Annotated in this window: 13 protein-coding genes; 7 read left to right on the top strand and 6 right to left on the bottom strand. The window is 64.4% G+C overall.

Annotated elements, in window-relative coordinates:
- Positions 1-152 precede the first annotated feature (152 nt).
- Positions 153-593 (top strand): DUF1810 domain-containing protein, encoded by a 441-nt coding sequence (locus XH83_RS19130; protein ID WP_194402358.1) that lies wholly within the window; start codon positions 153-155, stop codon positions 591-593.
- 87 nt (positions 594-680) lie between these two features.
- Positions 681-2,762, top strand: coding sequence for a methyl-accepting chemotaxis protein (locus tag XH83_RS19135; protein WP_194402359.1), 2,082 nt, complete (start codon positions 681-683; stop codon positions 2,760-2,762).
- A 47-nt stretch (positions 2,763-2,809) separates the two neighbouring features.
- On the opposite strand, the gene XH83_RS19140 is transcribed toward XH83_RS19135, so the two are convergent.
- Together XH83_RS19140 and XH83_RS19145 are read right to left on the bottom strand one after the other, a co-directional pair.
- A complete protein-coding gene (locus XH83_RS19140; RefSeq protein WP_194402360.1) occupies positions 2,810-3,400 on the bottom strand; it encodes an NADPH-dependent FMN reductase in 591 nt (196 codons plus the stop codon).
- 49 nt (positions 3,401-3,449) lie between these two features.
- Positions 3,450-4,397, bottom strand: coding sequence for an AraC family transcriptional regulator (locus tag XH83_RS19145; RefSeq protein WP_194408319.1), 948 nt, complete (start codon positions 4,395-4,397; stop codon positions 3,450-3,452).
- A 295-nt stretch (positions 4,398-4,692) separates the two neighbouring features.
- On the opposite strand from XH83_RS19145, the gene XH83_RS19150 reads away from it, so the two are divergent.
- From XH83_RS19150 to XH83_RS19160, 3 genes are read left to right on the top strand one after another with little or no spacing between them, the layout of a single operon-like run.
- Positions 4,693-5,802 carry a DUF2336 domain-containing protein gene (locus XH83_RS19150; protein ID WP_194402361.1) on the top strand — a complete coding sequence of 370 codons (1,110 nt, stop codon included), beginning with the start codon at positions 4,693-4,695 and terminating at the stop codon, positions 5,800-5,802.
- On the top strand, positions 5,799-6,125 hold the full coding sequence (locus XH83_RS19155; RefSeq protein ID WP_194402362.1) for a PilZ domain-containing protein: 327 nt from the start codon (positions 5,799-5,801) through the stop codon (positions 6,123-6,125). Before XH83_RS19150 ends, XH83_RS19155 begins: the two co-directional genes overlap by 4 nt.
- Before the next feature lie 47 nt (positions 6,126-6,172).
- Positions 6,173-7,291, top strand: a complete 1,119-nt coding sequence (locus tag XH83_RS19160; protein WP_246776269.1) for an HD-GYP domain-containing protein — start codon at positions 6,173-6,175, stop codon at positions 7,289-7,291.
- Positions 7,292-7,656: 365 nt separating this feature from the next.
- Here the strand turns inward: XH83_RS19160 and XH83_RS19165 are convergent, their stop codons facing one another.
- The gene (locus tag XH83_RS19165) at positions 7,657-9,672 is read right to left on the bottom strand and encodes an FIST N-terminal domain-containing protein (RefSeq protein WP_194402363.1); all 2,016 of its coding nucleotides are present in this window, start codon (positions 9,670-9,672) and stop codon (positions 7,657-7,659) included.
- 268 nt (positions 9,673-9,940) lie between these two features.
- Entirely contained in the window at positions 9,941-10,618 is a 678-nt protein-coding gene (locus XH83_RS19170) for a nitroreductase (RefSeq protein ID WP_194402364.1), read from the bottom strand.
- Between the two features lie 125 nt (positions 10,619-10,743).
- Here XH83_RS19170 and XH83_RS19175 point away from each other — a divergent pair, with 125 nt between their 5' ends.
- Positions 10,744-11,706, top strand: coding sequence for an alpha/beta hydrolase (locus XH83_RS19175; RefSeq protein WP_194402365.1), 963 nt, complete (start codon positions 10,744-10,746; stop codon positions 11,704-11,706).
- A gap of 7 nt (positions 11,707-11,713) precedes the next feature.
- Here XH83_RS19175 and XH83_RS19180 read toward each other — a convergent pair whose 3' ends face one another.
- A complete protein-coding gene (locus XH83_RS19180; protein WP_194402366.1) occupies positions 11,714-12,178 on the bottom strand; it encodes a cupin domain-containing protein in 465 nt (154 codons plus the stop codon).
- A gap of 200 nt (positions 12,179-12,378) precedes the next feature.
- Between XH83_RS19180 and XH83_RS19185 the strand changes: the two genes are divergently transcribed.
- Positions 12,379-12,627 (top strand): hypothetical protein, encoded by a 249-nt coding sequence (locus XH83_RS19185; protein ID WP_194402367.1) that lies wholly within the window; start codon positions 12,379-12,381, stop codon positions 12,625-12,627.
- A 207-nt stretch (positions 12,628-12,834) separates the two neighbouring features.
- Here the strand turns inward: XH83_RS19185 and XH83_RS19190 are convergent, their stop codons facing one another.
- A complete protein-coding gene (locus XH83_RS19190; protein ID WP_194402368.1) occupies positions 12,835-13,710 on the bottom strand; it encodes an MBL fold metallo-hydrolase in 876 nt (291 codons plus the stop codon).
- Positions 13,711-13,839: the final 129 nt, after the last annotated feature.

Raw genomic sequence — 13,839 nt, forward strand, 5'->3', positions numbered from 1 at the left:
CTTGCGCGGTCGGAAACCATCAGATCCCCAAATCGACCCCCGGGGGGCCCAACCCCCGCCCAGAGACTCTATACCAGCTACCACATTGGGAGCCAAAAGTTAGGCATAATCGCGGCCGGCAAGGGCTCCACAGGGCATCCCCAAGGTATCCAATGACCGATCCTTTCGATCTAGAGCGCTTCGTCAGGGCCCAGGACCCGGTTTTTCGCGCCGTCGAGGGGGAGCTGGCGAGGGGCCGGAAGCAGACTCACTGGATGTGGTTCGTCTTCCCGCAAATCGCCGGTCTCGGCTTCAGCGCCATGTCGCAGCGCTACGCCATCGGCTCCCGTGCCGAGGCCGAGGCCTACCTCGCCCATCCGGTGCTCGGGGCGCGCCTGGTCGAATGCACCGGCCTCATCCTCGCCGTCGAGGGCCGGAGCATCAACGCGATCCTCGGCGCGCCGGATGATGCCAAATTCCGCTCGTCGATGACGCTGTTCGGCGCGGTGTCCGATCAGCCCATTTTCGGTGACGCACTCGCCCGGTATTTCGCAGACGAACGCGACAGCGCCACGCTGAAGATCCTCGCCAAGCTCGACCGCGCATCCGACTAGGCTGAGGGTGGACAGCGTAAACCCGGGATTAACACGGGCAAACTATCGTCCGGGCAAAATAATTCTCCGTTATTTGCCGGACAGATCATGAAAATCGGTACGCTCCTGACCACCGCCATCGTCTCGCTCTCGACCGTGGGCGGCGGCCTCGCCGTCTACGTCGCCGTGACGAAGTACCAGACGATGGACCGGATCAGCGAGGCTCAGGGCAGGCTCGCGATCGCCCGCGCTGCCAGCGACATCCCGCGCTATCTCAACCCCGAGCGCGGCTTTTCGACCAACATCCTCTACGGGCCTGCGACCATCGACCCGGCGCTGCTCGCGGAACAGAACAAGCTGCGCAAGCAGACCGACGGCGCCCGCGACAAGATGAATGCGCTGCGCAAGGAGCTGCCCGGCGCGTTCGACGACGGCGCGACCATCGGCAGCAATATCGATGGCATCAACGCAAAATTCACCGCGCTGCGCGAGGCCATCGACAAGGCGCTCACCGGACCGGCCGAGGCGCGCAAGGACGCCGCCAAGAAGATCGTCGCCGACAACGCCGTGCTCAACAGCGGCGTGACCGCGCTGCTCAACGAGCAGGTCCGCCGCATGGCGATCCTGAACGGCGACGCCTACCGGCAGGCGAGCTACGCCAACACGGCCATGACGTTGCGCGACGTCGGCGGCTTCAACTCCAGCCTGCACAAGAATCTCGTCGGCGGCAAGAAACCGGCGACCGACACCGAGAAGGCCGACATCGGTCGCTCGCAGGGCCGCAACGACCAGCTCGTGATGGCGCTGCTCGAACTGCGCGGCAATCCGGCAACGCCTGCGAACGTCGCCGCGGCGCTGGAGAAGTTCAATTCGATCTATGTCGAGGAATTCGGCCGCGAGCTCAAGCTCGTCAAGGACGGCGCCGTCAGCGGCAAGTACGAACACGACATGGAGACCTATTACGCCGCCACGCAGCGCGGCCTCAGCACCATCATCGAGGTCCGCGACGCGTTCTATGACAATTCCGAGCAGATCCTCGCCGGGGCTTCCTCCGCCGCGCGCACCAGCTTCACCATCGCCCTTGCAGGCCTTGCCGCCGTCCTGATCGCAAGCGTCGGCCTGATCGTGATGGTCCGCCGCCGCGTCTGCGCGCCGATCGTCAACCTGACGGGCCGGATGTCGCGACTTGCCGAGGGCGAGGTTGCCGACGCCATCCCCGGCGCCGAGCGCTCCGACGAGATCGGGGCGATGGCCGCGGCCGTTCAGGTCTTCAAGGACAACATGATCCGGGCCGACCGGCTCGCCGCCGAGAAGCAGGCCGAAAACGACGGCAAGATGCGCCGCGCGCAGGCGCTCGACGAGCTCACCCGCGCATTCGAAGCCAAGGTCACCGAGCTCGTCGGTGGCCTGTCCCGGGCTTCCTCGACCATGGAGAGCACCGCGCAGTCGATGACCTCGACGGCGGCCCAGACCAACAGCCAGGCCGCGGTCGTCGCCGCCGCCTCCGAGCAGACCTCGACCAACGTGCAGACGGTCGCGAGCGCCACCGAAGAGCTGACCTCCTCGATCTCCGAGATCGGCCGCCAGGTCGCGCAGAGCACCGAGATCGCGGCCCGCGCCGTCGACAACGCCCGCCGCACCGGCGACACCGCGCGCATGCTCGCCGAGGGCGCCCAGAAGATCGGCGACGTCGTCACGCTGATCCAGAGCATCGCCGAGCAGACCAATCTTCTCGCGCTCAACGCCACGATCGAGGCCGCCCGCGCCGGCGATGCCGGCCGCGGCTTTGCCGTGGTTGCCTCCGAGGTGAAGTCGCTGGCGGGCCAGACCGCCAAGGCGACGACCGAAATCTCCGAGCAGATCACGGCGATCCAGACCGCGAGCGACGAGACCGTGGCCGCGATCCGCAACGTCGCCGACGTCATCGGCGAGATCGACCAGATCGGCACCGCGATTGCCGCGGCGATCGAGGAACAGGGCTCGGCCACCAAGGAGATCGCCCGCAGCGTCCAGGAGGCTGCGCGCGGCACCCAGGAGGTCAACACCAACATATCGGGTGTGCAGCGCGCCGCCGACGATACCGGCGCCGCCGCGCGGGAAGTCTTGGTCGCCGCCGAGCAGCTCTCGACCCAGTCGCGCGATCTCGCGGGACAATTCGACCGCTTCCTCGGCGAGGTCAGGGCGGCGTAAGCCGATTACGTAGCGCGGATGGAGCCAACGGAGCTACACAGCAGGGCCTAATAAGGCGGCGCTTTCCTGGCCCGCTGCGCCTTGGCCGCCTCGATCCACCACGTCAGATCGTCGGCAAAGCGCGGGAACGCGCGCTCCAGCGCCTTGCCACCCTCGCCGATTGGCTCCCCCTCGGCCGACAAGGTCTGCGCGATCGGGCCGACGCCGATGGTGCTCGACACCACCACCATGCCCATCTCCGACAGCGTGCCGTGCCACGCGGTCGCCGCGCGCGCGCCGGACAGGCGGCCGGCCGAATAGCTCACGATCGCGGCCGGACGCCAGAACCACTCTTCGAGGAAATGGTCGGTGAGATTCTTCAAGCCGGGCTGGATGCCCCAATTGTACTCACCGGTGACGAAGACGAAGCCGTCGGCGCCGCGGATCTGTCCGGCCAGCTTTTCCAGCGCCTCGGGCGCCGTGCCGTCAGGGTATTCCTTGTACATGCGGTCGAGCATCGGCAGGCCGACCGCCTTGGCGTCGATGAATTCGACGTCCTCGCCGCGGCCACGCAGACGATTGATGACGAAATTCGCAAGGCGGATGCCCATGCGGTCGGAACGATAGGAACCGTAGAGGACGAGAATGCGATTGCTCATGGTTGGACGGTAGCACGAAACCGGCGGCCGCCCTACGCGATTTGTCAAACTATCGCCGGCGCCCGTGCTCCAACGTTTGCGACGGTGTCTCGCCAAACTGGTCGCGGTAACTCCGGGAGAAATCGCTGAGATGCCAGAAGCCGAAGGCGAGCGCCACGGCCTTGACGCTGTCGGCGCCGGCGAGCAGGCGCTGGCGCACCAGCCACAACCGGCGCAGCCGCAAGTATCGGTGCAGACTCATGCCGCGATAGCGGCGGACGACGTCGTGCATGGTGCGGACGGACAGTCCGAGCTTGTGCGCCATCTCCTCGCTGTAGATCGGCTGGGAGAGATCACCGGACAGGAGCGCGCGGATATCCTGGAATATCCTGAAATTCCGCTCGTCGTTGGGACGCTGGGTCCAGCGGGCCGAAACGACGTCTTCCAGCGCATGGTCGACCGCCCCGAGCAGGGATTCTTTCATTGCTCTTGCCTTGAGCGGAATGTGCGACGCCTCGACCGGCTCTGAAGCCGCGGTCAGCACCTCGCGCACCATGCCGCGCAACCGGTTCAGGCCAGCTGCGCTGGTCTCGAAAATCTTGAAGCTCTTGGCTGCTCGTGGCCAGCCACGATCCGTCACCTCCGGCCTGAAAATCACCGAGGCGATTTGCCGCTGCACTTCCTCGATGATGGTGTAGGCCGCGCCGCCACCGCCAATGACAACGGCCGGACGGGCACGCTGCGAGCCATTGAAGCGTATGGGCTCATCAAGATCATCCATGGTGAACCCGACCGCAGTGCAATTCTCGACGAGCTGCGCATCGACCGCGCGGGGAAATGCCGTCGTCAAATTCACGTCGCAGCCTGGCAGTGAGAGAATGATCTGCTCGGCCGAAATCCTCCGTACGAACGGCGTGAATTCGAAGTTCAGGCCTCGGATGGAATTCCGAAATTCATCGACGTCTGAAAAACGAAATATCTTGGGTGCCAACCTGGGCACGTCATCAATACTGTTCATGGTAACAGGAAATGCTGCGCCACCGACACGGGGTCCGGCAGTGCCGGGTCCATTCCCGCTTCGGTTTTTGCGTCGGACCGAGAAAATCAATCTCAACGTGTCTTGGCAAGTTGGCGACGGCAAGACCAAAAGAACAACGCGGGACTTCATATCTCGCCGAATTTCGATAGCGTTTTTCGAGATTCGGCGATTTAGCCCGTATCGGGATACTCCTCGCTTAAAATGCCATTAACGCGCTTAAGGCGCAATGAAGCTCGTTATATCGTCAAGTCATTTTCAAATTCAGGCTCCTGCCATGACGGCAAATTCGCCTGCCGATATTTTGGGTGAGTTGGAGGATGCGGTCGCAACCTGCCCGCTCGACCGTTGCGGTCGCATCCTCGACGGCATTGTGCAACTGCTCACCGGCAGCGGTGACCGGTCTCAGGAATTGCTCGCCGACGTGGTCGATGGCGTCCTGCTGCGATTGGCGGAGCGGGTCGAGGCCAGCGCATTGGTTCAACTCGGTGTGGCGCTCGCCGAACTCAATGTGGCTCCGCCGAAGACGTTGCGGCACCTCGCCGCGCACGACGATCCCGACGTGGCCTGCCCCGTTCTGCTCAAGTCACAGGCGCTGTCCACGTCCGATCTCGATACCATCGCGATTTCGAGCAGCGAACGGCAACAACTCGCGATCGCAGCCCGGGAGCGCATCGAGCCGGCGTTGGCCGAGACGCTCATCAGGCGCGGAGGCCGCGCCGTTCACCTTGCGCTGATTCACAATATAGGGACGCGGTTCTCCGATACCGCCCATGATGCGCTTGTCGAGAAGTGCACGAGGGATGAAGAGCTAACCAAGGCCCTGGCCCTCAGGCCCGGCACGCCCGACCCCGTCTTGCGAAAGTTGCTGTCGCCCACAACGAAGCCCAGCGCTCGCGCAGAGCCAATGACTCCCTCCGTCTCGCCTGCTCAAGCGGCGATGCCGATAGTGCCCAAGCTGCCTGGCCCGGCCGCTTATGCAAGCGCGCGGCCAGAGATCGTCGCGCTCAATCGCATCGGCAAGCTCAACGATTCCACCGTGAACCGCTTCGCGATCCGCGGCGAGACCGCCAATTTGGTGACGGCCTTGTCGGTGCTTTCGGGCGCTCCCATCGAGATTGTTGAACACGTCATGACCGACGGCGATTGCGAAGGCCTGGTCATGGCCTGCCGGGCTTCGCGGCTGAGCTGGCAGACCACGCTTGCCATCCTGAGCAACCGTAGCGGGACCAGGCTATCCTTTGCTGAGCGCGAGCGCGCGCAGGATGTTTTCGAGACACTGCTCCTGTCGACCAGTCAGTGGACGGTCCGATGGGGGGAAATCGCCGCGGGTGCCCAGGGGAACGGTCGCGGAAGATATGGCGCGAGAGCGGGGGGCAACCGATGAAGTTCGATGGCCGCAAGGCATCTCGCGTGAAGATGGACCACCGTCAGCCCGTCAACCTGATGGGCTCGGACGGCACATGGCGGCGCAGCTGCGTTCTGCTCGACGTGTCGCAGACAGGCGCGAAGGTCGAGGTCGAGGGCACGCTGGACGTGCTGCAGGCCAAGGAATTTTTCCTGGTGTTGTCCTCGACCGGACTCGCCTATCGGCGCTGCGAGTTGGTCTGGATCGACGGCACCACCGCCGGCGTTCACTTCGTCACAGCAGATGGCAAGAAGAAGTCCGAGAGCGCACCGCCGGCAAAGACGAAAACCGCCGCAGGATGATTTAGCCGATCGTTCATACGACAATCAGAGACATCGCAGGTCACGCCGTGCAGAACGCGCGAACCATCCTCAGCTCCGCCGACCCGGGCGGTATGCGAGAAAAGGAACGGGCCCGCACCTTCGTGCATGTGCTGGCCGACACTTCCGACAAGCTGACCGGCCTCTGCTCGATCCTGGAGGAGCGGTTCGCCGTCGCGGGCGAGCGGCTGGACGCCCAAGCCAAGCTGTCGCAGGTGCCCTCCGCCGTCGTCATCCGCGCCGACCTCCGCGACGTCGGCAATATTGCCGCGATCAAGAAACGCGCTGGCAAGCTCGCCAAGGCAAAGAAGCGGATATTTCTCCTCGAGCACAGCTCTCACGTCGGCATTTCGCAAGCCTACGCGCTCGGGGCGACGCTCGTCCTGCCCGGCACGATCAATCGTCCCAGACTGCTGGCCGCCCTGTCCAATCCGGCGGACCTGTCTTCTGTCTCATCGAGCGAGACCGCACAGTCGGACAACGCGGTCGAGACCGCGGCCACCGCGATCGCCTCGATGTTCACAGCCGTCACCCTCGGTCAGTCCCTCGACGTCGACGGCACCAAGGAGGCCGGCCGCCAGATTGCCGATCGCATCACCGAACGGGGCCTTTCGGAATGGCTCACGACGGTGCGGCGCCACCACGAGGGAACCTACCAGCACTGCCTGCTCGTGACCGGCGTCGCCATCGACTTCGGCTTGAGCCTCGGCGTCGGAAGAGCCGATCTGGAGCGCCTCTACTCCGCGGCCATGTTCCACGACATCGGCAAGGCGCAGATCCCGCCCGCCATTCTCGACAAGCCGGGCCGCCTCGACGACGAGGAACGCGCCCTGATCGAGACCCATCCGGCTGCGGGCTACGAGTTTCTGAGGGGACACGACGGGATTTCCCCGGAAATTCTCGATGCCGTTCGCCATCATCACGAATATCTCGACGGCAGCGGCTATCCCGATGCGCTCTGCGCCGAGAGTATCGGCGATATCGTGAGGATTCTCACGATCTCCGACATCTTCGCAGCTCTGATCGAGCACCGGCACTACAAGCCGACCATGCCTCGTGCGGAAGCCTACGACATCCTGCGCGGGATGAGCGGAAAACTGGAGAAAGCCCTGGTGAACTCGTTCAAGCCCGTCGCGCTCACGCGTTGAGACGCCGGGCCCTGGCAATCGCGGCGCAGCAAATCCGCCTAGTGAGTGGCGCGATAGCTGGCGCGGCGCGGGATGGACCGGCAGGCCAGCCCGTCGGCCAGCAGCTTCATGTCCTCATGCCTACCGCTGCGAATCAGCCGGCCGAACTCTTCGGGAGTGAAAGGAAGACTTGGATCTTCATCGATCGGGCGCCGCAGTCGCGGGCCAAAGAACCGCCGAACCAGGCTAGCCAGCCGCCGCATGTCAATTCCCTCGCGCCAGCAACAAACCTCTCACGAGGCTTATTGTTCCTGCTAGCGCGGCGAGATTGCAAGAGCCAACTGAATGGTCGTCACCGAAATTTGCGCCCGAGCGGACTCTACGTCCTAGCCGATCCTCTTCAACGTCTCGATGTCGTCCATCGCGCTCGTCAATGCCCCGTTGCGGTCGCGCACGAAGCTTTCGAGATCCGACAGCACCGTGTTGATCATCTGAAGATTCTTGAACATGTCCTCGATCTGGGTCACGATGCTGTTGTAGCCGTCCTGGGTCTGGATCAGCTGGCCCCGGGTTTCATTGATGTTGGCGCCAAGCGACTCGATCGAGCTTTCCATGCCTTCGATCGAGGCATGGGTGCGCGTGAGGCTGCTCTTGGTGTCATTGGCGAGCTTCTTCACTTCGGTCGCAACCACCGAGAAGCCCCGTCCCGCCTCGCCGGCGCGCGCCGATTCAATGGTCGCGTTGAGCGCGAGCAGGTTGGTCTGGCCCGCGATGGTGTCGATGATCTTCAAGATATCGCGCAATCCGTTCATGGCCTGAGTGAGGCCGGCAAACTCCTGCGACAGCGCCGTGGTGTCGGTCGCCTTCGCCGCCGATTGGGCGCTCGCCATGATGACCGAACGGATATCCTCCACGATCGCGTTGATCGACGCCGTCTGCTGCAGCGCGCCCTCCACCTTGCCGCTCAGCGTGGCACTGGCGCTCAGATACTCCGTCAGACGCTGGACGATGCCGTCCTTGATGCGGTTCAGCAGCACCATGCGGTTCAGATGGGTGCGCGTGAAATACTCGACGAAATGCGCATAGTGGATCGGGAACAGGTCGATGAACGGATCGCTCAGCGACTTCTTCGTGACGTCGAAGAACACGATGGCCGTCAGCGTCTGGTTGATGTTGATTCCGAACAGCTCGCCGAAAGTCGAAAATCCCGCAACCGGCATCGGCCACATTCCGCTCATGTTGCGGAGCTGGCTCTCGTTGTTGAGACGACGCAGGATGCAGTCGTTGAGAATCGCGCCGATCGCCGGCGGCTTGTCGCGCAGGAAGGCTTCGAGGTCGCGCCGCGTCTGGTCGACGAAATCGGTCGCCTCCAGGAGTTCGAGCCTGTCGCCCGAATTGACGTCGCAGAAGAAGGAGATGACGCCAGTCTCCGCATCGATGCCGGCGACCGAGCGCACGAACAGGTCACCGCCGACCTCGATGCCGAAGGAGTGTTTCGTCATCATCGGCATCACGTTCGCCGGTGCCGTGTTCAGTGCCTTCGCCACCGCAGACGCGAACGGCTTGATCTCGCTCCCCTCCAGGACGCCCGAGGCAGTGCGCCGGTCCGGATCGGCCCCCATGACGACGAAGGACCTGCCGGTCTTCTTGAAGTTCTGGGTCTTGAAGATGCTGTAGGCCCGGCCCGGCGCCAGCTTCATGAAGGCGACGAGAGCATGGTTCTCGAGGATCTGCCTGCCGTCATAGAGATAGGTGTTCTGGAAGTCGAGCTTGCCGCCGGCGGAGCCCCCGACGAAGGCGCACGGAAACTTGCCGCTCCTGTACACCGCCTCCATGAAATAGTTCTCCGACGCGGAGACGCCGTCGACCAGCGCGAAGGCGATGGTGTCGCGTACGTCGATCACGAAGGGCGTGCGGATCGTTCCGAGTTCTCGGGCGATCGCATCGATCCGCGCGTCATGCGCCTTGGACGGCGCTCCCTTGCGGATGTCCTCGTTGTGGAGGCCAACGCTGTGGATGCTGATCGACTGAAAGAGGTCAGCAGGAAAGACCTGCACGACGACCGAGGACCAACTCGCCCCCGTCGCCTTGTAGAGCGATTGGCTTGCCGAGCACAATTCGCCGGCAGTCGAGATCGCGATCACCGGCGTCGAGCCCGCGAGCCTCTGCAACGACGGCACCACGCGGGCGAAGTCGCAATGCGGCGAGATGAACGCGATGGCGAGCGGCGCGCGCGCACCGGCGACGACGAAGTCGCTCTCGGAAATATTTTGCAGACGGTCGTCACTCTCCAGCACCCGGATCGCGCAAGGCTCGGGGGAAGCCGGCGCCTCATCGTGAGGGTCCGGAACGATCGACGGCGCGGCTTGCTTATGACTTGCCTGGGAAAAGAACGAGAGCATGGCAATATCCTTGTTCGACGCGAGCAGCGTCTCGAAGGAATCAATTACGGATTCGAAATTGCCATTCGGTTATGAGGCGCGCCGCACGGCTGCGTTTGTGCAACGGATTTCCACCGTAGGACTACGGCACGACGCGGTATTGCGGGCTCATGATACCGATCGCGCAAGCACATTTGATCTGAATCAAATTCGCAGGCTGCAGATAATCAAACCGATGCCGAAGCACGCTTCTAAGGCCGACTTCAATTGATGCGCGCGTGTTTGCGCATCAATCGGCGAAGCCGACGAAGCGCACGAAGTCGTCGTTCGCCTCGCGATCCGAGCGCACCGCGTTCGCGGCAAAGCCGTCATCCGGATAGCCCATCGCGACGCATGTCATGATGACCTCGTCCTCCGGAATCTCCGCGACCTCGCGCACGATATCGGAACGCATGATGCCCTGCCCGTTGATGACAGAGCCGAGACCGCGGTCCCACGCTGCGAGCACGATGCCGTAGCAGAGCGCGCCGAGGTCGAAATGGCAGACCGCGCCGGGATCGAGCACGCGGTCGTAGGTCAGGACCAGCGAGACCGGCGCGTCGAACTGCCGGAAACCGCGCAGCACCCAGTCCTGCCGCATCGGCTTGTCGTCGCGCGCGATGCCCATCGCGCCGAACAGCTTCTTGGCGATGTCGACCTGCCGCGTGCGATGCACGCCCTGGTACTCGCCGTGACTGATGATGTCGCGCTTGACCTTGGCCCCGCCGAGCATCTCCTCCATGTTGCGGCGGCGGACCTCTTCGAGCGGGCCGCCTGTGAGCACGTGGACATGCCAGGGCTGGGTGTTCATCGACGACGGCGCGCGCTTGGCGCTGTCGATGATCGCCTCGATCACCGCGCGCGGTACCGGCTCGTTCTTGAAGCCGCGCACGCTGCGGCGCGACTGGACCAGCGTTTCGAATTCCACCTCGAAGAACCTCCCTGCCCGTTCATCCGGCCCGACATGAGACCGGTTGCCGATGCGGCGCGCGAAATCTATGCTAACCCGCAAGCAAGACCAAGAACCCTGCAAGAGACTTGGAGGACTCGAAAATGGCTGCGCCGCTCGACCCCGTCATCGCCCAGATCATTCCGCTCATGCCGATGCGCGACCTCGCTGTCATGACGCCACAGAGCGCCCGCGATTCCTTGCGCGCACTGGCTGCCTCCCGCGCCGCCATCCCGCCCCCGCCCGTCGATCACGTCGAGGATATCAAGGTGAAGGGCGGCGCCGGCCCGCTTCCTGCGCGTGTCTACCGGGCCGGCACTACGCCCGCTCCGACCGTGGTGTTCTTTCACGGCGGCGGCTGGGTTGCGGGCGACATCGAGACCCACGACCGGCAGGCCCGCAACATCGCGATCGAGACCGGCGCCGTCGTTGTCTCCGTCGACTATCGGCGCCCGCCGGAAACGCGCTTTCCCGGCGCCTTTGAGGACGCCTTCGCCGCCGTGAGCGATGTGTTTGACCGCGTCGCGGAATTTGGCGGCGATGCGAAGCGCGTCGGCGTTGCCGGCGACAGTGCCGGCGGCAATCTCGCGGCAACCACCGCAATCGCCTGCCGCGATGCCGGCCTCAAGCTCGCCGCGCAATTGCTGGTCTACCCTGTCACCGACGTCCTCGGCGGCTACGCCGACGCGCGCGAGAACGCGCGCTATCCCTCGCGCGCTGAAAATGCCGACGGCTACTTCCTGACGCGTGCCACGATGGAATGGTTTTGCGGCCATTATCTCGCCGATCCCGGCCATGCTTCGGACTGGCGCGTCTCGCCGCTGCGCGCGGCATCCCTCGCCGGCGTCGCACCGGCGGTCGTCACCACCGCCTGGTTCGATCCCCTGCGCGACGAGGGCGCGGCCTATGCGCAGGCGCTGGAAGCCGCCGGCGTGCGGGTCAAGCACCATGAAGGTCCCGGCCTGATCCACGGCTATTTCGGCATGGGCGATGCCTCGGACGTCGCGCGCGCCGAGGCGCAGCGCGCCCGGGCCGACTTCAAGGCGCTGCTCGCGCGAGGGGCCTAGGAATGCGCTAGGTGCTCTGCGCCCGCTGCACGCCAGTGTGCCCCCACGTCTCGTCCCAATCCTGACCGGCGGCGTCGACGACGCGGCCGTCGGCCTCGAAGAACTTGTTCGGCACCTGGAAGATCGCGAGGATCAGGGCGCCCTCCGGACACCAGGCGGCGTGCCGGCTGCCCGCTTCGCGCCAGATGAACTCACCGGCCTTGCAGGCGATGCCCTGAGCAGGCCCCTCCTTGTCGACGAGCGCGCCCTCGATCACCCAGCTCTGCTCGATGCCGACATGCTCGTGGTCCGGCAGCACCGCCCCCGGCGCAAACCGCATCAAGGCGGTCATCAGGCCGGTGCGCCGGTCGAACAGCAGCGTCTTGGCCTCGCACCCCGGAAAGCGGGTTCTCTGCCAGTCCATGTCTTGCGGCCGAACCAGGTGAGAATGCTGATCGGCGGCGTCCTGGTGTTTCGGGATCATTGCGTCCATCACGATGCTCCGTCCGGCTCGGCTGGCCAAGCCTAGCAGGATCGCCCACCGGGGTCAGCGAGCAGTGCAGCAGGAAGCGACGGGGCGAACGTCCACGGCAAAATCGTGCGGCGGACCCGGCTGCACGCCATCATCCAGCTTGATTGCGCCACGATTCCCGGTTCCAATCCTGCCGCCATTTCTGGCTGACGGAGACACCCATGATAAAGCGGATTTTCCTGGCTGCTATCGTTGCCACCTTTGCAGCGGGCTCGGCCTTCGCGCAAGAAACCTGCGAGAGCAAGGCGGTCGGCAAGGACGGCAAGCCGCTGGCCGGCGCCGCCAAGACCTCGTTCATGAAGAAGTGCAAGCAGGAGGCCTGCACACCCAAGGCCGTCAGCGCCGACGGCAAGCCGCTCGCCGGTGCGGCCAAGAACAGCTTCATGAAGAAGTGCGAGACCGGGGCGTAAGGGCGCTCTTCGGTAACTCTCGTGCCCCGGACGCAGCGCAGCGCTCCCGGCGATGCGAAGCATCGTCCGGTGCGGTGCGCTGCAGAGCCGGGGCCCATGCCTCCGCGCGCATCGTCGGAGAGATGGGTCCCGGCTCAGCGGCGGCACTGCGCGCCGCACCGCGTCCGGGACACGAGACCGATGGCGGGCTTACGAGTTTCGTAGCCGTCACTCCCGCCTGAACCGATAATCGAACGCCGCACCAAGCGGCTTGATTACACCTGCGGTCGGCGCCGGAAAATGCACCGGCAGGATCAGCGTGTCGGTGTCCGCGACGGACGCAAAGAATTTTCGCCGCGACGCCGCCGACTGCTTCGGATCCCAGTCAGGCCTTGCCGACCAGTCGGGCTCCCGGCACTGGATCTGGTGATGCATGAGGTCGCCCGCGACCACCGCGCGCTGGCCTTTCGAAAAGATGTTCACGCAGCAATGGCAGGGCGAATGCCCCGGCGTCGGCGTCAGCGTGACGGTGTCGTCGAGCGCGTAATCGTCGTCGACCAAGAGCGCCTGTCCAGCCTCGACGATCGGCAGGCAATTGTCGCGAAACACGGTGCCCGGCGGATTGTGGCCCTTGGCATTCTCGACCTCCCAGGCGGTGTACTCGCCCTTGTGGAAGACGTATTTCGCGTTGGGAAACGTTGGCACCCAGCGACCGTCTCGCAGGGTCGTATTCCAGCCGGTGTGGTCGATATGCAGATGGGTGCAGAACACGTAGTCGATCGCTTCGAAAGAGACGCCGAGCGCGAACAATTCGTTGCGCCAGCGCTCCTTGCCGGGGAAATCGAACGGCGGCGGATGGCCCTTGTCCTCGCCCGTGCAAGTATCTATGAGGATCGTGAAACGCGGCGTGCGCACGACAAACGTCTGGTAGGTGATCACCATCATGCCGCGCGCGGCGTCGAACACCTCCGGCTCCATCGTCGGCAGGTGGCGCTTGAAAACGTCTTCGTCATAGGCCGGGAAGAAATCCCGCGGCCGCCGCCACGGCCCCTCCCGCTCGATCACCGCATCGATGGTGATGTCGCCGATCCGGATCTGCTTCATGGCGTTCGCTCCCTTTTTGCGAAAGCGTAGCGAACGGAATCGGAGCATTCAAGACGCCGGGCGTTGGGCCTCCCATGCGCGGCGCGCCGCAAATCGACCTCAAACACTGGCGATGTTGATCGCGGAATG

This window comes from Bradyrhizobium sp. CCBAU 53351, assembly GCF_015291745.1.
GTDB lineage: Bacteria > Pseudomonadota > Alphaproteobacteria > Rhizobiales > Xanthobacteraceae > Bradyrhizobium.

Bases quoted from the DNA above. Each gene is read 5' to 3' on its own strand.
- XH83_RS19175 (WP_194402365.1), top strand. From the start codon at position 10,744: ATGGCTGCGCCGCTCGACCCCGTCATCGCCCAGATCATTCCGCTCATG.
- XH83_RS19180 (WP_194402366.1), bottom strand. From the start codon at position 12,178: ATGGACGCAATGATCCCGAAACACCAGGACGCCGCCGATCAGCATTCT.
- XH83_RS19150 (WP_194402361.1), top strand. From the start codon at position 4,693: ATGACGGCAAATTCGCCTGCCGATATTTTGGGTGAGTTGGAGGATGCG.
- XH83_RS19130 (WP_194402358.1), top strand. From the start codon at position 153: ATGACCGATCCTTTCGATCTAGAGCGCTTCGTCAGGGCCCAGGACCCG.
- XH83_RS19185 (WP_194402367.1), top strand. From the start codon at position 12,379: ATGATAAAGCGGATTTTCCTGGCTGCTATCGTTGCCACCTTTGCAGCG.
- XH83_RS19145 (WP_194408319.1), bottom strand. From the start codon at position 4,397: ATGAACAGTATTGATGACGTGCCCAGGTTGGCACCCAAGATATTTCGT.
- XH83_RS19190 (WP_194402368.1), bottom strand. From the start codon at position 13,710: ATGAAGCAGATCCGGATCGGCGACATCACCATCGATGCGGTGATCGAG.
- XH83_RS19135 (WP_194402359.1), top strand. From the start codon at position 681: ATGAAAATCGGTACGCTCCTGACCACCGCCATCGTCTCGCTCTCGACC.
- XH83_RS19155 (WP_194402362.1), top strand. From the start codon at position 5,799: ATGAAGTTCGATGGCCGCAAGGCATCTCGCGTGAAGATGGACCACCGT.
- XH83_RS19140 (WP_194402360.1), bottom strand. From the start codon at position 3,400: ATGAGCAATCGCATTCTCGTCCTCTACGGTTCCTATCGTTCCGACCGC.
- XH83_RS19165 (WP_194402363.1), bottom strand. From the start codon at position 9,672: ATGCTCTCGTTCTTTTCCCAGGCAAGTCATAAGCAAGCCGCGCCGTCG.